Genomic DNA, 22374 nt, shown 5'->3' with positions numbered 1-22374 from the left:
CGGGGGGCGGGAGGGTCCGCCATCAGTGCGCGAAGTGGCGGGTCCCGGTGAGGTACAGCGGCACGCCCGCGGCCGCCGCCGCGGCGATGACCTCCTCGTCCCGCACCGACCCGCCGGGCTGCACGACCGCCCGCACGCCGGCGTCGATCAGCACCTGCAGGCCGTCGGCGAAGGGGAAGAAGGCGTCGGAGGCGGCGACCGCACCGGCGGCGCGGTCCCCCGCCCGGGAGACGGCGAGACGGGCGGCGTCCACGCGGTTGACCTGGCCCATGCCCACGCCGACGGTGGCCTTCTCGTGCGCGAGCAGGATCGCGTTGCTGCGGACGGCGCGGACACTGCGCCAGGCGAACACGAGGTCGTCGAGGCCGGCGGCGTCCAGCGGCTGCCCGGTGGTCAGCGTCCAGGTGGTCGGGTCGTCGCCGGGCGCGTCCACCCGGTCGGTGACCTGCAGCAGCAGCCCGCCGCTGACCGGCCGCAGCTCGGTGGCCGGCCGGCCGGCGTCGGGGAGCCGCAGCAGGCGGATGTTCTTCTTCGCGGTGAGCACCTCCACCGCGTCGTCGGTGAACGACGGCGCCACCACGACCTCGGTGAAGACGCCGGCGACCTGCTCGGCCATGGCGAGGTCCACCTCGCGGTTGGCGGCGATCACGCCCCCGAAGGCCGACACCGGGTCGCAGGCATGTGCCTTGCGGTGCGCGGCGGCGATGTCGGGGCCCACGGCGATGCCGCAGGGGTTGGCGTGCTTGATGATCGCCACGCAGGGGTCGGTGTGGTCGTGCGCGGCCCGCCAGGCGGCGTCGGTGTCGACGTAGTTGTTGTAGGACATCTGCTTGCCGTGCAACTGCTCGGCGTGCGCCAGGCCCCGCTCGGAGCTGCGGTACAGCGCCGCACGCTGGTGCGGGTTCTCGCCGTAGCGGAGGACGTCGGCGCGCTCCCAGCTGGCCCCCACCCACGCGGGGAACCCGGACTCGTCGTCCGGCGCCAGGACGTTGCCCATCCAGGAGGCCACCGCGATGTCGTAGGCCGCGGTGTGCCGGAAGGCCGCCGCGGCCAGCCGCTGCCGCTCCCCCAGGGTGAAGCCGCCGGCGGACACCGCCGCGAGGACGTCGCCGTACCGGCCGGGGTCGACGACGACGGCGACCGACGGGTGGTTCTTGGCCGCTGCCCGCACCATCGCCGGGCCGCCGATGTCGATCTGCTCGACGCACTCGTCGGCGGTGGCGCCCGAGGCGACCGTCTCGGTGAACGGGTAGAGGTTGACCACCACGAGGTCGAAGGGCGTGATCCCGAGCTCCTCGAGCTGCCGGACGTGCTCGGGCTTGCGGCGGTCGGCCAGGATGCCGGCGTGCACCCCCGGGTGCAGGGTCTTCACCCGCCCGTCGAGGCACTCCGGGAAGCCGGTGACCTGCTCGACGGGGGTGACCGGCACCCCGGCGTCGGCGATGCGGCGCGCGGTGGCACCGGTGCTGACCAGCTCCACCCCGGCGTCGGCCAGCCCGCGGGCGAGCTCCTCGATGCCGGTCTTGTCGTACACGCCCAGCAGGGCCCGGCGGATCGGGGTGCGGTCGCTCATCGGGGCTCCTCCGTGTCGTTCCCAGCGTGGCCGGTGACGAGCCGCGCCACCGTGTCCACCAGGAGCTTCCGCTCCACGGTCTTGATCCGTTCGTGCAGCCGGGCCTCGTCGTCCTCCGGGAGGACGGGCACCTCGCGCTGGGCGAGCACCGGTCCGGTGTCGATGCCGGCGTCGACCAGGTGCACCGTGCTGCCGGTGACCTCGACGCCCGCGGCGAGCGCGTCCCGCACGGCGTGCGCGCCGGGAAAGGCGGGCAGCAGCGCCGGGTGGGTGTTCACCAGCCGCCCGCCGAAGCGAGCCAGCACCGCCGACCCCACGATCTTCATGAACCCGGCCGAGACGACCAGGTCGGGCCGGTGCTCGGCGATGGCGGCGGCCAGCGCGGCGTCCCAGGCGGTCCGGTCGGCGTGGTCGCGCAGCCGGCAGGTGAAGGTGGCGATGCCGCGGCGGCGGGCGTGCTCGAGCCCCTCGGCGTCGCGGTCGCTGCCCACGGCGACGACCGTCGCGGGGTAGCCCGGGTCGTCGGTGGCCGCCAGCAGCGCCGCGCACAGCGACCCGGTGCCGGAGAGGAGGACCACGACCCGCGCCCGCGGGAACGGCTCGGGTGCGGGCACGCCTGTGACCCTAACCGGGCCACAGCACCCCCTCCCCGGCCCCCTCGCAATGGCCCGCCGCGAGCGGTGGGGGGCGAGGGGGTCCGCTCTCAGCCCCGGGCCCGCCAGCGGCTGACGGCGGCCCCGACCGCCGCGGCGATCCCCGCCTGCGCCGCGAAGGCCAGTCCGGTGGACACCGCGGGCGCGCCCACCTCCGCCAGTGCACCGTCGCCGAGCGCCCCACCGCCGATCCAGGCCAGGAGGCCGCAGGCGACCCCGAGGAGGGCCCCCGCGAGCACGCCCCAGAGCCCGGCGACGACCGAACCGCCGTCGGCGCCGCCCTGGTCGAACCGGCGACCGAGCGTGACGCCGGCGACCAGCCCGGCCAGCGCCGGCACCACCTGCGCGACGAGCGCGACCAGCGGCACCGCCTGCGTGTCGGGCAGCGCCGCGAGCAACGGCAGCGCCGGCACGGCCCCCAGGGTCACGCCGTGCACCGACACCAGCGTGCCGCTGCCGACGGCGAACCCCGGGCCGGCCGCGAGCCCGATGGCGGCGGCCGCGGCGTTGGGCAGCAGCAGGACCCCGAGGGCCAGGAGACCGACCACGCCGGCGCCCGAACCGCCGAGGGAACCGGAGAGGGCGGCGTAGCCACGGGCGTCGGCGGCGAGGGCCACGGCGACCACGGCCAGCCCGCACGCCACCGCAGCGAGGAACCCGGCGAGCACGGCGCGCAGCAGCGGCCGGACCGGTGGCGGCAACCGGTCGAGCACGTGGTCCAGGAGGCCGAACTCCCGCGCGGTCCCCCATCCGGCGGCGACGACGGCGAGCACGGCCGCCCCGAGGGTGCAGCGGAGCAGGTCGACGCGGGCACCGGCGTCGTCGACCGCGAGGGCGAGCAGGACGGCCATGACGGTGTGGGCGGCGGCGAGGGGGCCCAGGACGGCGGCCACGCCCCGCACCCCGCTGACGTCGCAGGCCCGCACGACCCCGCGGCCGGCGCTGGACAGGCCCCAGGCGATGGCCAGGGTGAGCAGCAACGGGGCCAGCACGAGCGGCCCGGAGGCGACGGTGAGCCCACCGCCCTGGGCGAGCAGCCACAACTGACCGGCCAGCCGGGCCGCCCCCCCGACCGGCAACCCGCCGGCCGGGTCCAGCGTCTGCACGACGACGACGGCGAGCCCGAGCCCGAGCAGGCCGAGGACCGAGACCGCCAGGGCGGCCACGGCGGCGAGCACGGCGGGCTGCCACGGCCGCCCGGCGCCCGGCTCCTGCTGCCCGGGCAGGGTCAGGCGTGCGAGCAGGGAGACCACTCCCCCACTGTCGCAAGGCCGGACGGCGATCGCCGTCGCACGCGCCCAACCGCGTCCACAAAGGCGGCGGGGGCCGGCGACCCGCAGGTCGCCGGCCCCCGCCGGGCAGTGAGGTCCGTCTCGGTCAGCCGTTGTCCGGGTTCGGCCCCGGCTCGCTGCCGGAGGCGGTGGCGCCGCCGGAGCCGCCCGTGCCCGGGCCGGGCTCGGGTCGCGTGGCCGGCGGGGGTGGCGGCGGGGGCATGCGGTGGGCCTGGGTCCGACCGGAGGACGGCTGGTCCGGCGCCGAGCCCCCCTGGGGCTGCTGCTGACCGTAGAACGGCTGCTGGCCGTACGACGGCTGCTGGCCGTAGGGCGGCTGCTGCCCGTACGGCTGCTGCTGGGCGGGGTACCCGTAGGGCGACTGGCCAGGCGCTCCGCCCTGCGTGCCGTACTGCGGCGCCTGCTGGTCGGCCGACCGGGAGGCGCCTGCGAGGCCACCCGGGAGGGCCGGACGGTTCCGCAGTTCCTGCAGCAGCCGGAGGACGGCGAACGCGAGGACCGCGGCTGCCGCGAGGAAACCCAGCAGTGCCCAGATCGAGAACGAGAAGCCCTCGGTGAACGAGTCCAGCCAGCCCAGCAGCGCGAACAGGAAGCCCAGGGCCGCCAGGCCGACCGTGATGGCCGACCGGGGGAACCCGAGCCTCAGGTCGACGAAGGCCGGCAGCAGGGTCCACACCGTGGCCAGCAGGAAGAGGAAGACCGCCGTCGTCACCTGGCCGGACTGCCAGCCGCTGAAGCTGAAGTCGGACCCGAAGAAGGCGTCGTCGACCTGGTACCAGGGGAAGAACGCCAGGACGAGGAACAGCAGCGTGCCGCCGGCGATGACGTAGTCCGCCATCGTCAGCCTCTTGAGGTCGAAGCCCACCGAGGTACCGGGCCGGGCCGGGCCGCCGTGGGAGCCCTGCCCGTAGGGCGGCTGCCCGTACCCGGGTTGCTGCCCGTACTGCCCCGGCTGCCCGTAGGGCGGCTGCTGGCCGTAGCCGGGCTGCTGCCCGTAGGGGAGTTGCTGGCCGTAGGGAGGCTGCTGCGCGTATCCCGGCTGGTGGCCGTGGCCGGGCTCCTGCGGGTACGGCGGCTGGCCGTACTGCGGCTGCCCGTAGCCGGGGGGAGGCGGCTGCTGCCCGTACCCCGGTTGCCCGCCGTGGCCCGGCTGCTGACCACCGGCCCCGGGCTCCTGCCCGGGCTGGGAGCCGTACCCCGGCTGTCCGGGCCCGCCCGGGGGCGGAGGCGGCTGACTGGTCATCGCGGAGCGCTCCTCAGTAGTGGCTTGGTCACTCAGCGCATCGTCGGTGAGTGGGGGCGGTACGTGCAACGGTGGCACTCAGACCTCGCCCGTGGGGACGCTACCGAGCCCCGGGGACGCCACTGCCCGGCGACCTCGTCGGAGGTCGCCGGGCAGCACGAGCCGCTCGGCCCCCTGGAGGGCCCCGTCGCGAGCTCGCGAGCGGCGGGGGGCAGGGGGTCCTTCTTCAGCCCCCGACGATCTCCCGCATGAGGCGGGCGGTCTCCGACGGCGTCTTGCCCACGCGCACACCGGCGGCCTCGAGGGCCTCCTGCTTGGCCTGCGCGGTGCCGGCCGAGCCGGACACGATCGCGCCCGCGTGACCCATGGTCTTGCCCTCGGGCGCGGTGAACCCGGCGACGTACCCGACGACCGGCTTGGTGACGTTCGCCTTGATGAAGTCGGCGGCCCGCTCCTCGGCGTCGCCACCGATCTCACCGATCATCACGATCGCCTCGGTCTCCGGGTCCTCCTGGAAGGCCTGGAGGCAGTCGATGTGCGTGGTCCCGATGACCGGGTCGCCACCGATGCCGACCGCGGTGGAGAACCCGATGTCGCGGAGCTCGTACATCATCTGGTAGGTCAGCGTGCCGGACTTGCTGACCAGCCCGATCTTGCCCTGCTTGGTGATGGTGGCCGGGATGATGCCGGCGTTGGAGCGTCCGGGGCTGATCAGACCCGGACAGTTCGGGCCGATGATGCGGGTCGAACCGCCCTGGGCGTGCGCCCAGAAGTGGGTCGAGTCGTGCACCGGGATGCCCTCGGTGATGACGACGGCGAGACCGATCTGCGCATCGACGGCCTCGATGACCGCGTTCTTGGCGCCGGCCGGCGGCACGAAGATGACGCTGACGTCGGCGCCGGTCTCCTTCATCGCCTCGGCGACGGAGCCGAACACCGGCACGCCGGTGCCGTCGAAGTCGACGCTCTGGCCGGCCTTCTTCGGGTTCACGCCACCGACGATGGCCGTCCCCGAGGCCAGCATGCGCTGGGTGTGCTTGCGCCCCTCGGAGCCGGTCATGCCCTGGACGATGACCTTGCTGTTCTCGTTGAGGAAGATCGACATCTCTGGTGTCCTGTCGGTTGCGGGGGCGGTCAGGCGGCGGCGAGCTCGGCGGCCCGGCGTGCGGCGCCGTCCATCGTGTCCACGACGGTCACCAGCGGGTGGTTGGCCTCGGCGAGGATGCGCCGGCCCTCCTCGACGTTGTTGCCGTCGAGACGCACGACCAGCGGCTTGGTCGCCTCGTCGCCGAGGAGCTGGAGCGCCGAGACGATGCCGTTGGCGACGGCGTCGCAGGCGGTGATACCGCCGAAGACGTTGACGAACACGCTCTTCACGGCGGGGTCGGACAGGATGATGTGCAGCCCGTTGGCCATGACCTCGGCCGAGGCGCCACCGCCGATGTCGAGGAAGTTGGCGGGCTTGACGCCACCGAACTCCTCGCCGGCGTAGGCGACCACGTCGAGGGTGCTCATGACCAGCCCGGCACCGTTGCCGATGATGCCGACCTCGCCCTCGAGCTTGACGTAGTTGAGGTCCTTCTCCTTGGCCGCTGCCTCCAGCGGGTCGGCCGAGGCGGCGTCCTCCAGCGCAGCGTGGTCGGCGTGGCGGAAGCCGGCGTTCTCGTCGAGGGTCACCTTCGCGTCGAGCGCGAGCACGGTGCCGTCGGGCGCCTTGGCCAGCGGGTTGACCTCCACCAGGGTGGCGTCCTCCTTGGCGAACACGTCCCACAGCTGGACGGCGATCGCGATGACCTGGTCGCGCACCTCGGCGGGGAAGCCGGCGGCGTCGACGATCTCGGCGGCCTTCGCGGAGTCGACGCCGGTGGTGGCGTCCACGGGGATGCGGGCCAGCGCCTCGGGCCGCTCGACCGCGAGCTGCTCGATCTCCATGCCGCCCTCGACGCTGGCCATGGCCAGGAAGGTGCGGTTGGCGCGGTCGAGCAGGTAGGAGAAGTAGTACTCCTCGGCGATGTCGCTGGCCTGGGCGACCATCACGCGATGGGTGATGTGGCCCTTGATGTCCAGGCCGAGGATGTCCTGGGCGCGCGCCTTGGCGCTCTCGGCGTCGTCGGCGAGCTTGACGCCGCCGGCCTTGCCGCGACCACCGGTCTTGACCTGCGCCTTGACGACGACGGGAGCGGCGATCTCCCGTGCGATCGCCTCCGCCTGCTCCGGCGTCTCGGCGACGCCGCCGGGCAGCACGGGCACGCCGTGAGCGGCCAACAGGTCACGGGCCTGGTACTCGAAGAGATCCACGAGCAGGCACCGTAACCCCCCTGGAATGCCGCCGTCGCCCCCACGTCGGAGGGCGTGGCCGGTCTCACAGCACCCCGGACGGGGAGCCGGGAACCCCTCCGGACGGCCATCCGGACGACCGTGCTGGTCAACCCCACGGCGACGGCGGCGAGGGCCTGGCACCCGGTCGGCCGGCGACGCCACCCGCCGGGGTCAGGGCCGGTCGCCCGGCGCGGCGGAGCGGCGCAGCCGCCACGCCAGGACGGTCAGGACGCCGTAGCCGAGACCGGCCACCAGCAGCCCCACGCCGGGCAGGGTCCACTCGAGCTCATCGGAGACGGCGGCGTCGCGCAGGCCGGTCAGCCCGGCGGTCAGTACGACGGCGGTGATGGCCAGCAGCCCACCGACGGCGGCCAGCCGCGGTCGCAGCGAGGGCGCCAGCACCGAGCAGAGGACGACCGCGCCGGCCAGCAGCAGGCCACCGAGCAACGCCAGCCCGGGCCGCTCGAGCAGGCCCTGCGGCCCGTCCTGCTCGACCACGGTCTGCAGCCCCGTCGCGGGGTCCGTGACCAGCCGGTCGGGGACGTCGGCCGCCGGCAGCACGAGGCAGAGCACGGTCCCGACGCCGAGCAGCACGGCGAGGCCGGCCAGGCCCGGACGGGCGGGGTCCAGCGCCCCGCCGTCCTCCATGACCGTGCGCCCCCACGACACGGCGGCCAGCACGCCGGCGAGCACGGTGAGCCCGAGGGAGACGACGCCGGACACCCAGCCGGCGCCGATCTCGACCGAGCTGGTCAGCACCTGCTGCCCGGCGATCACCTCCACGCCCGGACGGGTGGTGGACGCGTCCGCCCGGTAGAGCTCGATCAGCAGCAGGCCGACCGCGAGGGCGCCGGCCACGCCCGCGTAGCCCAGTCCGAACCGGGGCACCCGGCCGGCGGCCAGCCCGGCGCCCACGGCGGCAGAGGTGAGCGGGGTGAGCAGTCCGAGCAGCACGCTGCCGGGTCCGCCACCCTGGGCCACCTCCTGCCCGCCCACCACCAGGTAGGTCGGGAAGAGCGCGACCACCCCGGCCAGGCCGGCCAGGACCAGCAGCGCGCCGGCCAGCCGCGCGGTCGCCGGGACGGTCCCGACGACGAGGCCGTCGGCCGGCCCGCGCGCCGGGCCCGGCCGGTCCGACGGACGGCGCGGCCCCGTGCGCCGGGAGGTCGCGGCGCGACGATCGGCGCCGCTGCCCCGGCCGACGTCCCCGTCGCGGGCGGACCGGACGCCCCGGCCGGTGTCGCGGTCACGCGTGGAGCCATCGCGGGCGGCCACCGGTCTCCTCCGTCCAGTCGGTCACGAACCGGCGTCGATCCGTCGGTGCCACGTTGCGCTTGTGTGACGAACAGCACACCGCAGCTTTACCGTCAGGTGAACCGGGCATGACCGGGTCAACTACGCCACCGGCGACGTCGAACCCGGGCTCGACCGGTGGTCACGAACGGGGAGGGACTGGCAGATGCGCCCACTCGACGACCCGGAGTCCGGTCCAGACTCGCACACCGCCGGCAACGCCCCGTGGACGCCACGGGTCCCGTTGCGGTCCCTCGTCAGCCGCGCGGCGCTCGCCGGCGGCATCACCGAACTGGCCCTCGTCGGCGCACACATGCTCATGTACCCGCTCGGCACGCGCAGCGAGCCGCTGCGGCTGGATCCGCGCTGTCGCCCCGGCGAGCAGCCCCCAGGCGTGCGGGCGCTCTTCGCCGCCGACCCGCTGGCGGCGCGCATCCCGGTCGTCCTCGTCCACGGCCTCGTCGACAACCAGTCGATCTTCGCGGTGATGCGGCGCAGCCTGCGCCGCCGCGGCTTCGCGCACGTCTGCTCGTGGAACTACAGCCCACTGCTGACCGACGTCGCGCGCGGCGCCCGAGCCCTCGGCGAGCACCTCGACCGCGTCTGCGAGCAGACCGGGCACGAGCGGGTACACGTGGTCGGTCACAGCCTCGGCGGGCTGATCGCCCGCTACCACGTGCAGCGACAGGACGGCGACCGGCGGGTGGAGTCCCTGGTGACCCTCGGAACGCCGCACCAGGGTTCGGTGCTGGCCCACCTCGTGCCCACCCCGCTGGTGCGCCAGCTCCGTCCCGGTTCGCCGGTCCTGCAGGAGCTGGCCGAGCCCGCGCCGGGCGTACGCACGCCGATGACCGCGATCTACAGCGACCTGGACCAGGTGGTGCTGCCGACGCACGCCGGCCGGTGCGACCACCCGGACCTGGTCGCCCGCAACGTGCTGGTCCGCGGGGTGGGCCACATGTCGCTGCCGTTCCACCGGGGCGTCGTCGACGAGGTCGCCGCGTCCCTCGCCGGGGTGCGCCGCCCCGAGCTGCCCCCGATCGCCGCGCCGGCCGCCGTCGCCTGAGAGAGGGCCCCCTTCCTCCCCACCCCTCGCAGGCTCGGGGCGGGTCCCTGGATGGGGGTCGCCTGCTCACGTCCCTGTCGTCACACCGGTCCCTCTGGTTGCAGACAAGGCGACACGGGGTGTCGTTGACGCCCGGTCACCTGACGGATCGTTACGGTCCGATCACGGCGCCGGTACCCACCGGCGGGCGTCGCACGCCGGACGCCCCAGCCACCGTCGCTCCCCCGGCGACCTGCCCTCGCGGCACCCGTTCGGGAGGGTCGCTGCCCCAAGGAGGTGCTCCGTGACCCGTCAGCCCGCGCTGCTCGAGCGACCGGGGACCGACCACGCGCCGGCCACTCCCGTCATCCCCCTCCCGCGAGCCGCCGTCGACCTGCTGCCGCGAGCGACCACCGCGACCGAGGTCCCCGCACCGGCTGCGTCCGAGGTCCCCGAGGACGCCGCGCCCGCGACCCGCCGCAGCCTCCCCCGTCCGCCCGGCAGGCGCGGTCCCCTCTGGCTCGCCGCCCTCGTGGTCGGCGCCGTCGTCGCCGCCCTGCCCACCACCATGGGCGACCAGGCCACCGGCGTGGCGGTCAGCGCCGCCGAGTACGGCCTCGGCGTCGCCTCCGACGTCGGCCTGACCGGCGACATGGAGGACGCCGGCGTACGTCGCGGTATCACCGAGGCCGAGGCCCAGGCCCGCCTGGGTGAACTCGCCGCCTCCCGCGCCGCCCGCGCCCCGCGCACGGTCCTCCCGACGCAGGGCCGGCTCACCACCTGCTTCTGCCAGCGCTGGGGCACCATGCACTACGGCCTCGACCTCGCGGCGCCGCTGGGCACCCCGATCCTGACCGCCACCGACGGCGTGGTCATCCGCGCCGGCCGTGCCTCCGGGTACGGCAACGCGGTCTACATCCAGGACGCCGACGGGAACGTCCACGTCTACGGCCACATGCGCTACTACTCGGTGTCGGCCGGCGACCTCGTACACGCCGGCGACCAGATCGCCAAGGTCGGCAACGAGGGACAGTCCACCGGGCCGCACCTGCACTACGAGATCCACCGCGGCGGCATGACCGGCCGCCCCATCGACCCGCAGGAGTTCCTCGCGGAGCGCGGCGTCAGCGTCTGATCTGTCGGCCTCCGGCCGACGACCGCGGCCACGGGCCGTCCCCTGCTGCGCCGAGCGCGTCCCGCCGTCTCGCTCGGGGACCTCCGGAGGTCAGAGCTTGACGAGGGGGGCGTAGCGCAGGACCAGACGCTTGGTCCCACCCGAGCCGAAGTCCACGGTGGCCTGGGCCTTGTCGCCGGCGCCGGTCACCTCCACGACCGTGCCGAGCCCGAACGCGTCGTGGCTGACCCGGTCCCCCACCTCCACGGAGATGACCGCACGGTTTCCGGCGCCGCCCCGCAGCCCGCCGGTGGACAGGCCCGTGGCCGCCACCCGCGTCTGCGCGGACCGGTACCCCGTGCTCGGCGCGGGGACCGGCTCCTTGCCCGCCCACTGCACGGTGTCGGCCGGCAGCTCGTCGAGGAACCGGGACGGCGGGTTGTACGCCGGCTGCCCCCAGCTGGTGCGCACCGTCGCCCGGGAGATGAACAGCCGCTGCTGCGCCCGGGTGATGCCGACGTAGGCCAGCCGGCGCTCCTCCTCCAGCTCCCGCGGGTCGCCGAGCGCCCGCAGGTGCGGGAAGACGCCGTCCTCCATGCCGGTGAGGAAGACGACCGGGAACTCCAGCCCCTTGGCCGTGTGCAGGGTCATCATCGTGACGACGCCCGCGTCGTCCCCGGCGACGGGGATCTGGTCGGCGTCGGCCACCAGGGACACCTGCTCGAGGAAGTCGGTGACCGAGCCCCCGGGGTTGGCCGCCTCGAACTCCGCGGCCACCGAGATGAGCTCGTGGAGGTTGTCGACGCGGCCCTCGTCCTGCGGGTCGGTGCTGGCCTGCAGCTCGGCGAGGTAGCCGGTGCGGTCGAGGATGCTCTCCAGCAGCGCGGCCGGGCCGGAACCGGTCTCGACCAGGTTCTCGAACTCCTCGAGCAGCGCGACGAACTCCTGGATCGCCTTCAGCGACCGCGGCGCGAGGGCGTTGACCTCCGAGCACCGGCGCAGCGCGCTGGCGAAGGCGATGCGCTCCCGATCGGCGAACGTCTCGATGCAGGACTCGGCCTTCTCGCCGATGCCGCGCTTGGGCACGTTGATGACCCGCCGCAGGCTGACGACGTCGGCCGGGTTGGCCACCACCTTGAGGTAGGCCAACGCGTCGCGGACCTCCTTGCGCTCGTAGAAGCGCACCCCGCCGACGACCTTGTAGGGCATGCCGACGCGGATGAACACCTCCTCGAAGACCCGGGAGGCGTTGTTCGTGCGGTAGAAGACCGCGATGTCCTTGGGCCTGGCCGTGCCCTCATCGACCAGCGCGTCGATCTGCTCGGCGACCCAGGCGGCCTCGTCGTGCTCGTTCTCGGCGACGTAGCCCTCGATGAGCTCACCGTCCCCGGCGTCGGTCCAGAGGTTCTTCGGCCGCCGGCCGGTGTTCTTGGCGATGACCTGGTTGGCCGCCTTGAGGATGCGCTGCGTGGAGCGGTAGTTCTGCTCCAGCAGGATCGTCGTCGCCTGCGGGTAGTCGCGCTCGAACTCGTCGATGTTGCGGATCGTCGCGCCGCGGAAGGCGTAGATCGACTGGTCGGCGTCACCGACGACGCACAGCTCGGCCGGCGGGACGACGCCGCCCTCCGGCCCCACCAGCTCGCGGACCAGCACGTACTGGGCGTGGTTGGTGTCCTGGTACTCGTCGACCAGCACGTGGCGGAAGCGGCGGCGGTAGTGCTCGGCCACGTCGGGGAAGGCCTGCAGCAGGTGGACCGTCGTCATGATCAGGTCGTCGAAGTCCATGGCGTGCGCCTCGCGCAGCCGCCGCTGGTAGAGCTTGTAGGCCTCGGCGAGCACCTTCTCCGGCGCCGTCCCGGGGACGTAGCTCTCCTCGTCGATCAGCTCGTTCTTCAGGTTCGACACCTGGGTGGCGAGGCTGCGGCCCGGATAGCGCTTGGCGTCGAGGTCGAGGTCGCGGGCGACCATCGTCATCAGCCGGACCGAGTCGCCCTGGTCGTAGATCGTGAACGACGACTTCATGCCGAGCTTGGCGGCCTCGGCGCGCAGGATGCGCACGCACATGGAGTGGAACGTCGACACCCACATCGCGCGGGCCCGCGGGCCGACCAGGTGCGCGACGCGCTCCTTCATCTCGCCGGCGGCCTTGTTGGTGAAGGTGATCGCGAGGATCTCGCCGGGCTGCACGCCACGGGCGCCGAGCAGGTAGGCGATCCGGTGCGCGAGCACGCGGGTCTTGCCCGACCCGGCGCCGGCGACGATGAGCAGCGGCCCGCCCTCGTGGACGACCGCCTGCCGCTGAGGGCCGTTGAGCCCGGCGAGCATGCGGTCCAGCTCGCGGCCCACGGAGCCGGGAGCGGAGCGCTGGAGGCCCTCCGTGCCGGGAAGGGACTTCTGGGCACCGACGAGGGCCTGCTGGACGCTGCTCATGACGACACCACTGTAGTTCGCACGAGTGACGCTCCCGGGCGGTGCGGAACAGGCGTCACACGCGCCCCCGACCGGGGGGAGCCGGTGGCGATCTCGGTGCCAGCTGTGGCAGACTCCCCGCCGTGCTCACCGCGCTCAGCTTTTACTACGGCCACCGGGATCCGGTGTCCGTCACCGCTGGCTGAGCACACGCCGCAACAGACGCCCCGGGCCCGAGGAGCCCGGGGCGTTTCTCGTTCCAGGGGTCCGACGGCCTGCCGCCCGCCCCGGAGGAACACCCCATGACCGCCACGCTCCCCACCACGGCCGCGACCGACACCGACGTGCGCATCTCCGAGCTCCGCGAGGAGATCGACGCCTGCGACGCCGCCCTCATCGACCTCGTCCGGCGCCGGCTGTCCGTGTCGCAGGAGATCGGTGAGCTGCGCCGCACCGCGGGCGGCACCCGCCTGTCGCTGGCCCGCGAGCAGCAGGTGCTCGCCCGGTTCCAGGAGGCGCTCGGCCGTGACGGCGCGATCCTCGGGATGATGCTGCTCCGCCAGGGCCGCGGCCGTCTCTGAACGCGGATCCACCCACCGGAACGTCGTCGTCACGTCGGCGTGGCCCTGCTCGACCGGCCCCCAGGCGCCGAGCAGGGTGACGTCGTCCGAGCCGGCCCACAGGGCCGCGTACGGAGTGCGGGCCGCCGCGAACGCCCCCGGCGACGAGCCAGGTGCTCCGGTCCGCGATGGGACGGAACCCCTGCGGCGCGTCCCGCCGTGGCCCGTCGCGACGGGTCCGCGGGGGTGGGGCCACCGGATCGGTGGACACCGCGACGGAGGGCGAGCGTGTTCCCGCGTCCTCGTGCCACTATGCGACGATGCCGAACCTCACGGTCAGTGACGGCACTGCACGCAGTGCTGTGCTCGGACGGCCCCGGCGCCCGCCCGTCGACGTCTGGCTGGTCGACCTCGGGCCCGACGAGTCCACACTGGCCCGGGCCGCGACCGCACTCACCGACGCGGAGCTGAGTCGCGCCGACCGCGGCACACCCGCCGTGCGTCGGCGCCGCATCGCCCTTCGAGCGGCGTTACGGTGCGTGATCGCGGCGGAGCTCTCCTGCACGCCGAGCCGCGTCCCCCTGTCACTGACGCCGGCCGGACGCCCGTTCGTACCGGCCACGGTCCCCGGCGCGCGGAGCCTCGACGTCAGCTGCGCGGCCAGCGCCGACCTCGGGCTGGTGGTCCTCGGGCGCGGGACGCAGGTCGGGATCGACCTCGAGCAGGTGGGCCCGTGGACGCCGGACACCCGGGACGAGGGCTGGCTCACCGACCGGGAGGCGGGCGCCATCGCCGTGCTCGGAGAACCGCAGCGGGCTCGAGTCGCAGCGCGGACCTGGACGGTGAAGGAGGCCGTGCTGAAGGCGTCCGGGTCCGGGATCGCGACGCCACCCCGGCTGGTCGACACCGGCACCGGGGAGGGATCGGAGCGCAGGGTGGGCCGCTGGCACGTCGTCGCCGTCCCCGTACCGGTCGGGTTCGTCGCGAGCCTCGCCACCTCGCGTCGGGTCGCGCGGCGCCGTCGCCCCCTCGCGCCTCGCGTGCTCGGTCACGGCATCTGGTCACTGGAGAAGGGTGTTCGCTCATGACGGCGACGGTCACCGCGTCCACCCCAGCGGGAGAGGAACCCCGGACCTCCCAGTGGGCGGAGTTCCGTGCGCGCTGCGAGGAGCTCGCGGGCCGCCCCCTCGGCTCGCCGTTGGCGTTCCACGACTTCTCGATCCGGGAGGGCGACGCGTTCTGGCGCACCCTCCTCGAGTGGTCGGGCCTGCCGTGGTCGGGCAGCCCCGAGCCGACGGTCGTCGGCGATGACGTCGAGGGAGCGCGCTTCTTCCCCGAGGTGCGCCTCAACTACGTCGAGGCCCTGCTGCGCCCGCTGCCGGGGGTGGACGACGAGGCCCCCGCGCTGACGTCGCTGCACGCCGACCGGCCGGCGGAGCGCCTCAGCCGGCGGGAGCTGCGCGAGGCGGTCGGCGTGACCGCCGCCGCGCTGGCCGACGCCGGGATCGGAGTCGGCAGCCGGGTCCTCGCGGTGGCGCCGAACAACGCCACCGTGGCGGTGGCCGTCCTGGCGGCGGCGTCCCTGGGTGCCGTCGTCGCGACGTCGACGCCGGACGTCGGCACGGCCGCGCTCCTCGGCCGCTTCCAGCAGGTGGAGGCCCAGCTGCTGCTGCTCGACCGGAACGGCCTGCACGGAGGACCCGAAGAGGGCACCTCGGCGTTGCTGGCCGGCCTCCCGACGGTGCGCCGCCTCGTGCTCCTCGACGAGCTGCCCGTGGGTGACGCCCCGGCGACCCGCCTTCCCGACCTGGTCGCGGCCGCGGCGGGTGCCCCGCGCCCGGACTGGCCACGGCTGCCGTTCGACCACCCGCTGTTCGTGATGTTCTCGTCGGGCACGACCGGACCGCCCAAGGCGATCGTCCACGGGGCGGGTGGCGCGTTGCTCGAGCACCTCAAGGAGCACCGCCTGCACGGCGACCTCCGGCCCGCGGACCGCATGTACTTCCACACCACCACCGCCTGGATGATGTGGAACTGGCAGCTGTCCGCGCTGGCGGTCGGCGCATCGGTCGTCGTCTACGACGGCCCCGTCCACGGACCCGAGACCCTCTGGCGGATCGTCGCCGACGAACGCGTGACCGTGTTCGGGACGAGCCCCACCTACCTCCAGCTGTGCCAGGACGCCGGCCACCGGCCCGCGGACGAGTACGACCTGAGCCACCTGCGCGCCGTGCTGTCCACCGGTGCCGTCCTGCACGACTGGCAGTTCGAGTGGGTGGCCCGGGCGGTGGGACCCCAGCCGCTGCAGTCGATCTCGGGGGGCACCGACATCCTCGGCTGCTTCGTCCTCGGCCACCCCGAGCTGCCCGTCAGCCCGGGCCGGTGCCAGACGCGCAGCCTCGGCCTGGACGTCGTCGCCGTCGACCCGGACGGCCGGGAGGTCGCCGGCGAGGTGGGTGAACTGGTCTGCCGCCGGCCGTTCCCGTCACGACCGATCGGCTTCCTCCAGGACCCGGACGGCTCCCGCTTCCACCGCGCGTACTTCTCCCAGCACGCCGGGGTGTGGACCCACGGCGACCTCGTGGAGTTCGGCCCGGACGGCTCGGCCCGCATGCACGGCCGCTCCGACGGGGTGCTCAACGTCAACGGCGTGCGGATCGGCCCCAGCGAGGTCTACACGGCCCTGCACGAGGTCACCGAGATCACCAGCGCCATGGCCGTCGAGCAGCGGGACGCCTCCGCCCCGGGCCGGACCCGGATGGTCCTGCTCGTGGTGCTGCAGCCGGGAGCCGCCCTCGACGGCGAGCTGGAGCGGAGGATCCGCCGCGCCCTCCGGCGCAACGCGTCCCCCGCGCACGTGCCGTCCCTGGTGCTGGCGGTCCCCGAGCTGCCGGTGACCCACAACGGCAAGGCCTCCGAACGGGCCGCCCGTGACGCGGTCAACGGCGACGTGGTCGCCAACGAGGCGGCGCTGCGCAACCCGGGGTGTCTGGCCGTCATCCGGGCTGCCGTCGAGCGCGCGGCGGGCTCCGATGAGCCCGCCCCCGGGCCCGGGCACAGCACCGCCGTCCCCCGGGCCGCGGCAGGCGTCTCCGTGCCGGAGCCCCTGGCGCGGATCTGGCGGGAGGTCCTCGGCACCGCCGACACGCGGCCGGACGACGACTTCATGGACCTGGGCGGCTCGTCCCGGCAGGTGATGAGCCTCCTGCGCCGGGTGAAGCTCGACCTGGGCGTGGATGTGCAGATCCTGACCTTCTACGCCGACCCGACCCTCCAGGGGCTGGCACGGACGATCGAGCAGAGCCCCCGGGGCGAGACCACCGGGGTCCAGCTCCTGCGGCCCGGCACCGGTCGGCCGGTCTTCCTCGCCTGTGACGCATGGGGGCAGCTCAACGAGCTGCAGGCACTCGTCGTCGCCCTCGAGACCGACCGGCCCGTGTACGGCGTGCAGCCGGCGCTGAGCGACGGCGACGGCCGGCGGCGCAGCATCGCCGAGCTCGCCGACGACACCACCGGTCAGCTGCTGACTGTCCAGCCGACGGGACCGCACAGCCTGGTCGGCTACTCGTTCGGCGGGCTGCTGGTCTACGAGGTGGCGTGCCGGCTCAGGGCCGCGGGGCACCCCGTCGCCTTCCTCGGCCTCGTCGACGCCCTCCCGCCCACGGCGAGCCTGACACCCCGCGAGGCGGCCGCGCGCCGGTGGGCGGGCCGCTGGGACACCCTGCGCTCCCCCGCACGGCTGACCGAGCAGCTGCACCTGCGCCTGACCGGCGAGCACGCCGACCCCGAGGAAGCCGCGTGGCTCCGGTCGTCGACCACGTACAACGCCCACCGGCTCACGCCCTACGACGGGGCGGTGACGTACTTCCAGGCGGCCCGACGCCTCCCCGTGGTGGGCAACACGCTCGCGGCCTGGCGCCGGGCGGCCCCGCACCTCCTGGTCACGGAGATCCCCGCCGACCACAACAGCGTGCTGGCCCACCCGCACGTCCTCGAGCTGGCCCGCCGCCTGTCGGCCACGCTCGCGTGACGGCGCACCGCCGCCAGCCCCTCACTACGCTCCCACGAGTGCCCCCGCCTGAACCGCGACAGCCCTCCCAGCACGTCGAGCGCGTCCTGTGCGTGCTCGCCCACCCCGACGACATCGACTTCGGCAGCTCCGGGACCGTCGCCACGTGGACCGCGGCCGGCACCGAGGTCACCTACCTCATCGTCACCGACGGCGACGCCGGCGGTTTCGACGACACCCCCCGCGACCAGATGGGCCCGCTGCGGCGCGCCGAGCAGGAGGCGGCGGCCAAGGCGGTCGGCGTGTCCGACGTCCGGTTCCTCGGCTACCCCGACGGGCGGCTGGAGCTGACCCTGGACCTGCGGCGCGACATCAGCCGGGTGATCCGGCAGGTCCGGCCGCAGCGGGTGCTGACCAGCTCCCCGGAGCGGTTCTGGGAGCGGGTCGCCGCCAGCCACCCCGACCACATGACCGTCGGTGAGTCGACGCTGCGGGCGGTCTACCCCGACGCCCGCAACCCCTTCGCCTTCCCCGAGCTGCTCGCCGAGGAGGGGCTGGAGGCGTGGACGGTCGAGGAGGTCTGGCTGACCGCCAGCCCGCGCGCCGACCACGTCGTCGACGTCACCGACGTGCTGGAACTCAAGTTCGCCGCACTCACGAGCCACGTCAGCCAGGTCGGCCACCTCGACGACCTCGAGGAGTTCGTGACCGGCTGGATGCGGGAGACCGGCCGCCGCCTCGGCCTGCCCGAGGGCCGCCTGGGCGAGGGCTTCCACGTGGTGCACACGGGCTGACGCAGCGGTGCCCCCGGCCGGGAGGCCGGGGGCACCGCCCAACGCGCCGGAGGTCAGCCGAGGATGGCGAGGATCCGGTTCAGCAGCGCTGCGATCCCACCCAGCGGGTTGCCCGGTCCGTCGAGCAGCCCGGCGATGGCGCACAGCAGGTTGCCCAGCAGGTTGCCCGGCCCCTGCTCGGCGGTGATCGTCAGGACGACCTGGTCCAGGTGGATCACGAGGCCCAGCAGATCCAGGTCCAATGGCCCGAGCACGAGGTTGAGGATCTCGCACGTGCCGGTGGTCTGGTTGAGGTCGACCGGCCAGGTGACGTCCAACGGAGCCGGGCCGAAGCCGGTGAGGGTCCCCACCGCCTGCAGGGCGCCGTCCTCCACGACGAACCGCTGGATGTCGAGAGTCCCCTCGGTCGCGACACCGTTGACCGTCCCGGTGACCGCCTGCTCGAGGGCGGCTGCCGGCGGTGCGGCCGCCGCCGCACCCCCGGCCGCCATGCCCAGGACGCTGACCACTGCGAAGCTGACGACCAGCGCGAGGATCCTGCGGTGGAGGCGAGGGGGTGTCCGCTCCGCGTCACGAGTGGACGCGGTGACGTGCTCTTGTGCATTCATGTGGTGACGTCCTCAGTGCTGTACCGGCGTCGGGTGCGACGCGGGCCCCGGTTCCCGGGACCCACACCGAAGACGTCGTGACACCCCTCGCGTGACGTGGGCCACATCCGGCGGGTCGGCCGGACCGGCCGACATCTCCCGCCGCAGAACACGTCATGCGAGGGCGGCCCCGCCGTCCTCTCCCGTCTCGGGCTCGGGCGACCTCAGAGCAGGCGGTTGGTCGCCGCCCAGCGGGTGAGCTCGTTGCGGTTGGACAGCTGGAGCTTGCGCAGCACGTTGGACGCGTGGGACTCGACCGTCTTCACCGAGATGAACAGCCGCGAGCCGATCTCCCGGTAGGTGTAGCCGCGGGCCAGCAGCTGCATGACCTCCCGCTCGCGGGCGCTGAGCAGGTCCAGCCCGGGATCGGTCGCCGGGTCCTCCGACGGGGCCGGGGCGGACGCCGACGTCGCGGCGAACGCGTCGAGCACGAAGCCGGCCAGCCGCGGGCTGAACACCACGTCCCCGTCGGCGACCCGGTGGACCGCGTCGAGCAGGTCCGGCCCGGAGATGGTCTTGGTGACGTACCCGCGGGCGCCGGCCCGGATGACGGCGATGACGTCCTCGGCGGCGTCGGACACCGACAGCGCCAGCCAGCGCACCGTCGGCAGCTCGGCGCGCAGCGTCTCGAGCACCGCGTGCCCGCCGCCACCAGGCAGATGGACGTCGAGCAGCACGACGTCGGGCACGGTCGACCGGATGCCGTCGACCGCGCCTGCGACGTCGGCGGCCTCCCCCACGACGGTCACGGCGTCGCCCAGCTCGGTGCGCACGCCCGAGCGGACCATGGCGTGGTCGTCGACGAGGAAGACGCGCGGCCTCGCCGGCGCCTCCACGGCCTCACCCGAGGTCACGCGGCCTCCTCCCTCGGCAGGTACATCTCGACCTCGGTCCCCTCTCCCGGCGCGGAACGCACCGTCGCCGTCCCACCCACCCGGGACAGCCGTCCGGTGACGGAGTCCCGCAGCCCGCGCCGGTCGGCCGGCACGGCGCCCGGGTCGAACCCGGCGCCCCGGTCGCGGACGAAGACCTCCACCCGCTGCGGGGTCACCTCGGTGTACAGGTCCGCCGACGTCGCGCCGGAGTGCTTGGCCGCGTTGACGAGGGCCTCCTTGGTGGCCGCGCCCAGGGCGGCGAGCGCGTCGTCGACCGGCGTGTCCCCGACCACCACCGACTCGACGGTCAGCGCGTGGTCGGCCTCCACCTCGGCCACCATGCCGGAGACCAGCGCCGCCCAGGTGCCCCCGGCCGCCTTCTCCGGCTCGTAGAGCCAGGTCCGCAGCTCGCGCTCCTGGCTGCGCGCCAGCCGGGCCACCGCCTTGGGGTCCTCGGCGTGGCGCTGGATCAGCGCCAGCGTCTGCAGCACGGAGTCGTGCAGGTGGGCGGCGACGGCGGCCCGCTCCTCCGAGCGGACCCGCGCGGTGCGTTCGGCCTCCCGCGAGGCGAGCAGACGCCGCCACAGCGGGGCGGTGGCCAGGACGAGGCCGACGAGGATGACCAGGGTCGCGGCGAAGCCGTTGCGGGCGTTGGCCAGCTGACCGGTCGTGGCCAGCAGCAGCACCACGCCGACCACGCCGAGGGCGATGCCGCCGGCCAGCACCCACGGCACCCCGGGCCGGGCCAGGGTGCGGTCGGTGTCCAGCTGCCGCCAGATGACCGCCAGCCCGGCGCCGACCAGGACCAGCGGGACGACGAGGTCGCTGTTGCCCCAGGTGGCCAGGTTGGTCACCAGGATGAGTGCCCCGAACCCCAGCAGGGTCAGCCCGAGCGCCTGCCGGCGGCTGGGCTCGGTGTCCGCGTCGGTGGCCTCGGGCACCACGTCGACGTCCGTGACGGGCATGAAGAACCACAGCAACGCGTAGGCGATGACGCCGACACCGGTGACGGCGAGCACCACGAAGACGATGCGGACGACGAGCGGGTCCAGCTTCAGGTGGACCGCCGTCCCCACCGCGACACCGGCCAGCAGCCGCCCCGACTGCGGGCGCGCCAGCGGCGGGCGCTGCGGCACGAGGGCAGTCGTCGTCACGCTGTCGATCGTCGCACCGCGCGACGCCGTCTCACACCGGTGATCACCCTGGAGTACCGGACCAGGGTCGATTGGGGGCCTTCCCTGATGTCGCGGGGCCACCGTGCGCCGCACTCTCATGGCATGACATCGGCACCACCTCCTCCCCCCATCCCTCCCGCGCCACCGCCGTTCGACCCGCCGGCGGCCGAGTACCCGCCGCCGGGCCCGCCGGTCCGCCCGCCGCTGCGGCGCAGCCGCACCGACAAGGTCATCGGCGGCGTCTCCGGCGGACTGGCCGAGTACACCGGCATCGACGCGCTGCTCTGGCGGGTCGGCTTCGTCGCCCTGGCCCTGGCCGGCCCCGGCATCCCCGTCTACCTGCTGCTGTGGCTGTTCATGTCGGCCGGTCCGCGGGACGACGCCGTCGCCGCGCGGGTCAAGGCACCGGCCGAGCCGCGTTCGCCCATCCCGGGGACGACGCTGGCCGGGCTGCTCATCGTGGCCGGCACGCTGGTCCTCATCAGCCGGTTCACCGACTGGTCGATCGGCCCGCGGTGGATCCTCGGGTCGGCCCTGCTGGTCGTCGGGCTCGGGCTGGTCGCCGCCGCGTTCACCGGCGGTCGCCGGGCCAAGGGCGGCCTGATCGCCCTCGGCGCCGTGCTCTCCCTGGCGCTCATCGCGGTCGCGAACGAGCCGTGGCACAACGTGGACGGCGGCATCGGGGACCGCACGTACCGCCCGGCGACCGCCGAGGACGTCCGCGCCGAGTACCACCTGGGCATGGGCGATGCGGTGCTCGACCTGACCGACGTCGACCTCGCCGGCCTCGACGGGCCGATCACCACGCGGATCGACGCCGGCGTGGGTGACGTGGACGTCCTCGTGCCCCGCTCGGCCGACGTCCGGGTCAGCGTCGACAGCGGCCTCGGCAACGTCGACGTCTTCGACGGGAGCGCCGTCGAGGGCTTCCACCGCGGGCTCGGCTCGGCCGGGTGGACCGGCGACGACGAGCCCGAGATCGTCCTGACCATCAACGCCGGTATCGGCGACGTGGAGGTGTCCCGTGCCTGACTACAGCGAGTTCCCGACGACGCCCACCGCCTGGCAGGAACACGCCTTCGGGGACGTGACCCCGCTGGCGATCGAGGCCCCGCCCCCGCCGCCCGCGCGCCGGGGTGTCGACCTCACCGCGCTGGTGCCCGGACTGGTGTTCGTGGTCCTGGCCATCTCCCTGATGTTCGGCGCGGTCTTCCCGTTCAGCCTGTTCGACGACGGCGGGCTGCTCTGGCTGGTGCTCATCGGTGCCGGAGTGGCCCTGCTGGTCAGCGAGGTGCGCAAGGCCCGCCGCAGGCGGGGCTGACGCCACGGGAGGGGTGCAGCGGGCAGCGGGCCCGGGGAGCGGATCGGCTCCC

General features: G+C 74.4%; 19 protein-coding genes. 8 read left to right on the top strand and 11 right to left on the bottom strand.

Translation table 11 applies throughout. The features are described from left to right. Positions 1–22: 22 nt before the first annotated feature. The 7 genes from purH to CRP39_RS07695 form a co-directional block, all read right to left on the bottom strand. The gene (purH, locus tag CRP39_RS07730; protein WP_097205764.1) at positions 23–1573 is read right to left on the bottom strand and encodes a bifunctional phosphoribosylaminoimidazolecarboxamide formyltransferase/IMP cyclohydrolase; all 1551 of its coding nucleotides are present in this window, start codon (positions 1571–1573) and stop codon (positions 23–25) included. Continuing rightward, the gene (gene purN, locus CRP39_RS07725; protein ID WP_097205763.1) at positions 1570–2187 is read right to left on the bottom strand and encodes a phosphoribosylglycinamide formyltransferase; all 618 of its coding nucleotides are present in this window, start codon (positions 2185–2187) and stop codon (positions 1570–1572) included. The genes purH and purN overlap by 4 nt, the downstream gene beginning before the upstream one ends. 89 nt (positions 2188–2276) lie before the next feature. Continuing rightward, entirely contained in the window at positions 2277–3479 is a 1203-nt protein-coding gene (locus CRP39_RS07720; protein ID WP_097205762.1) for a cell division protein PerM, read from the bottom strand. Between the two features lie 124 nt (positions 3480–3603). Then, positions 3604–4761, bottom strand: a complete 1158-nt coding sequence (locus CRP39_RS27165; protein ID WP_183358943.1) for a hypothetical protein — start codon at positions 4759–4761, stop codon at positions 3604–3606. A gap of 226 nt (positions 4762–4987) precedes the next feature. Next, positions 4988–5866 (bottom strand): succinate--CoA ligase subunit alpha, encoded by an 879-nt coding sequence (gene sucD / locus CRP39_RS07705; RefSeq protein ID WP_097205761.1) that lies wholly within the window; start codon positions 5864–5866, stop codon positions 4988–4990. Between the two features lie 29 nt (positions 5867–5895). Further along, complete coding sequence (gene sucC, locus CRP39_RS07700) at positions 5896–7059, bottom strand: ADP-forming succinate--CoA ligase subunit beta (RefSeq protein ID WP_097205760.1); 1164 nt, start codon at positions 7057–7059, stop codon at positions 5896–5898. A 192-nt stretch (positions 7060–7251) separates the two neighbouring features. Continuing rightward, positions 7252–8355 (bottom strand): hypothetical protein, encoded by a 1104-nt coding sequence (locus tag CRP39_RS07695; RefSeq protein ID WP_097205759.1) that lies wholly within the window; start codon positions 8353–8355, stop codon positions 7252–7254. Between the two features lie 184 nt (positions 8356–8539). On the opposite strand from CRP39_RS07695, the gene CRP39_RS07690 reads away from it, so the two are divergent. Both CRP39_RS07690 and CRP39_RS07685 read left to right on the top strand, forming a co-directional pair. Further along, the gene (locus CRP39_RS07690; protein WP_097205758.1) at positions 8540–9439 is read left to right on the top strand and encodes an esterase/lipase family protein; all 900 of its coding nucleotides are present in this window, start codon (positions 8540–8542) and stop codon (positions 9437–9439) included. Between the two features lie 283 nt (positions 9440–9722). Beyond that, a complete protein-coding gene (locus CRP39_RS07685) occupies positions 9723–10553 on the top strand; it encodes a M23 family metallopeptidase (protein WP_097205757.1) in 831 nt (276 codons plus the stop codon). Positions 10554–10643: 90 nt separating this feature from the next. On the opposite strand, the gene pcrA is transcribed toward CRP39_RS07685, so the two are convergent. Continuing rightward, on the bottom strand, positions 10644–12962 hold the full coding sequence (gene pcrA, locus CRP39_RS07680; protein WP_097205756.1) for a DNA helicase PcrA: 2319 nt from the start codon (positions 12960–12962) through the stop codon (positions 10644–10646). Positions 12963–13243: 281 nt separating this feature from the next. On the opposite strand from pcrA, the gene CRP39_RS07675 reads away from it, so the two are divergent. From CRP39_RS07675 to CRP39_RS07660, 4 genes are all read left to right on the top strand, one after another. After that, positions 13244–13522 carry a chorismate mutase gene (locus CRP39_RS07675; protein ID WP_097205755.1) on the top strand — a complete coding sequence of 93 codons (279 nt, stop codon included), beginning with the start codon at positions 13244–13246 and terminating at the stop codon, positions 13520–13522. Between the two features lie 299 nt (positions 13523–13821). Beyond that, positions 13822–14589, top strand: a complete 768-nt coding sequence (locus tag CRP39_RS07670) for a 4'-phosphopantetheinyl transferase family protein (protein WP_172442331.1) — start codon at positions 13822–13824, stop codon at positions 14587–14589. Beyond that, on the top strand, positions 14586–17531 hold the full coding sequence (locus tag CRP39_RS07665) for an acetoacetate--CoA ligase (protein WP_097205753.1): 2946 nt from the start codon (positions 14586–14588) through the stop codon (positions 17529–17531). The genes CRP39_RS07670 and CRP39_RS07665 overlap by 4 nt, the downstream gene beginning before the upstream one ends. A gap of 38 nt (positions 17532–17569) precedes the next feature. Continuing rightward, complete coding sequence (locus tag CRP39_RS07660; RefSeq protein ID WP_097205752.1) at positions 17570–18304, top strand: PIG-L deacetylase family protein; 735 nt, start codon at positions 17570–17572, stop codon at positions 18302–18304. Positions 18305–18357: 53 nt separating this feature from the next. Here the strand turns inward: CRP39_RS07660 and CRP39_RS07655 are convergent, their stop codons facing one another. The 3 genes from CRP39_RS07655 to CRP39_RS07645 form a co-directional block, all read right to left on the bottom strand. Continuing rightward, entirely contained in the window at positions 18358–18912 is a 555-nt protein-coding gene (locus CRP39_RS07655; protein WP_216359641.1) for a hypothetical protein, read from the bottom strand. 203 nt (positions 18913–19115) lie between these two features. Next, positions 19116–19805, bottom strand: coding sequence for a response regulator (locus tag CRP39_RS07650; RefSeq protein WP_097205751.1), 690 nt, complete (start codon positions 19803–19805; stop codon positions 19116–19118). Next, on the bottom strand, positions 19802–20980 hold the full coding sequence (locus CRP39_RS07645) for an ATP-binding protein (protein WP_097205750.1): 1179 nt from the start codon (positions 20978–20980) through the stop codon (positions 19802–19804). The genes CRP39_RS07650 and CRP39_RS07645 overlap by 4 nt, the downstream gene beginning before the upstream one ends. A gap of 123 nt (positions 20981–21103) precedes the next feature. On the opposite strand from CRP39_RS07645, the gene CRP39_RS07640 reads away from it, so the two are divergent. After that, entirely contained in the window at positions 21104–22033 is a 930-nt protein-coding gene (locus CRP39_RS07640; RefSeq protein ID WP_097205749.1) for a PspC domain-containing protein, read from the top strand. Beyond that, positions 22026–22322 carry a hypothetical protein gene (locus CRP39_RS07635; protein WP_097205748.1) on the top strand — a complete coding sequence of 99 codons (297 nt, stop codon included), beginning with the start codon at positions 22026–22028 and terminating at the stop codon, positions 22320–22322. The genes CRP39_RS07640 and CRP39_RS07635 overlap by 8 nt, the downstream gene beginning before the upstream one ends. Positions 22323–22374: the final 52 nt, after the last annotated feature.

This window comes from Geodermatophilus sabuli (assembly GCF_900215145.1).
Lineage (GTDB): Bacteria > Actinomycetota > Actinomycetes > Mycobacteriales > Geodermatophilaceae > Geodermatophilus > Geodermatophilus sabuli.
Note: the sequence above shows the minus strand (reverse complement) of the source record. Positions and strands in the feature narration are given on the sequence as shown.

Excerpts from the sequence above, each read along its gene's own strand:
- purH (WP_097205764.1), bottom strand. The coding sequence starts at position 1,573 with ATGAGCGACCGCACCCCGATCCGCCGGGCCCTGCTGGGCGTGTACGAC.
- CRP39_RS27165 (WP_183358943.1), bottom strand. The coding sequence starts at position 4,761 with ATGACCAGTCAGCCGCCTCCGCCCCCGGGCGGGCCCGGACAGCCGGGG.
- sucD (WP_097205761.1), bottom strand. The coding sequence starts at position 5,866 with ATGTCGATCTTCCTCAACGAGAACAGCAAGGTCATCGTCCAGGGCATG.
- CRP39_RS07690 (WP_097205758.1), top strand. The coding sequence starts at position 8,540 with ATGCGCCCACTCGACGACCCGGAGTCCGGTCCAGACTCGCACACCGCC.
- pcrA (WP_097205756.1), bottom strand. The coding sequence starts at position 12,962 with ATGAGCAGCGTCCAGCAGGCCCTCGTCGGTGCCCAGAAGTCCCTTCCC.
- CRP39_RS07675 (WP_097205755.1), top strand. The coding sequence starts at position 13,244 with ATGACCGCCACGCTCCCCACCACGGCCGCGACCGACACCGACGTGCGC.
- CRP39_RS07670 (WP_172442331.1), top strand. The coding sequence starts at position 13,822 with ATGCCGAACCTCACGGTCAGTGACGGCACTGCACGCAGTGCTGTGCTC.
- CRP39_RS07665 (WP_097205753.1), top strand. The coding sequence starts at position 14,586 with ATGACGGCGACGGTCACCGCGTCCACCCCAGCGGGAGAGGAACCCCGG.
- CRP39_RS07655 (WP_216359641.1), bottom strand. The coding sequence starts at position 18,912 with ATGAATGCACAAGAGCACGTCACCGCGTCCACTCGTGACGCGGAGCGG.
- CRP39_RS07640 (WP_097205749.1), top strand. The coding sequence starts at position 21,104 with ATGACATCGGCACCACCTCCTCCCCCCATCCCTCCCGCGCCACCGCCG.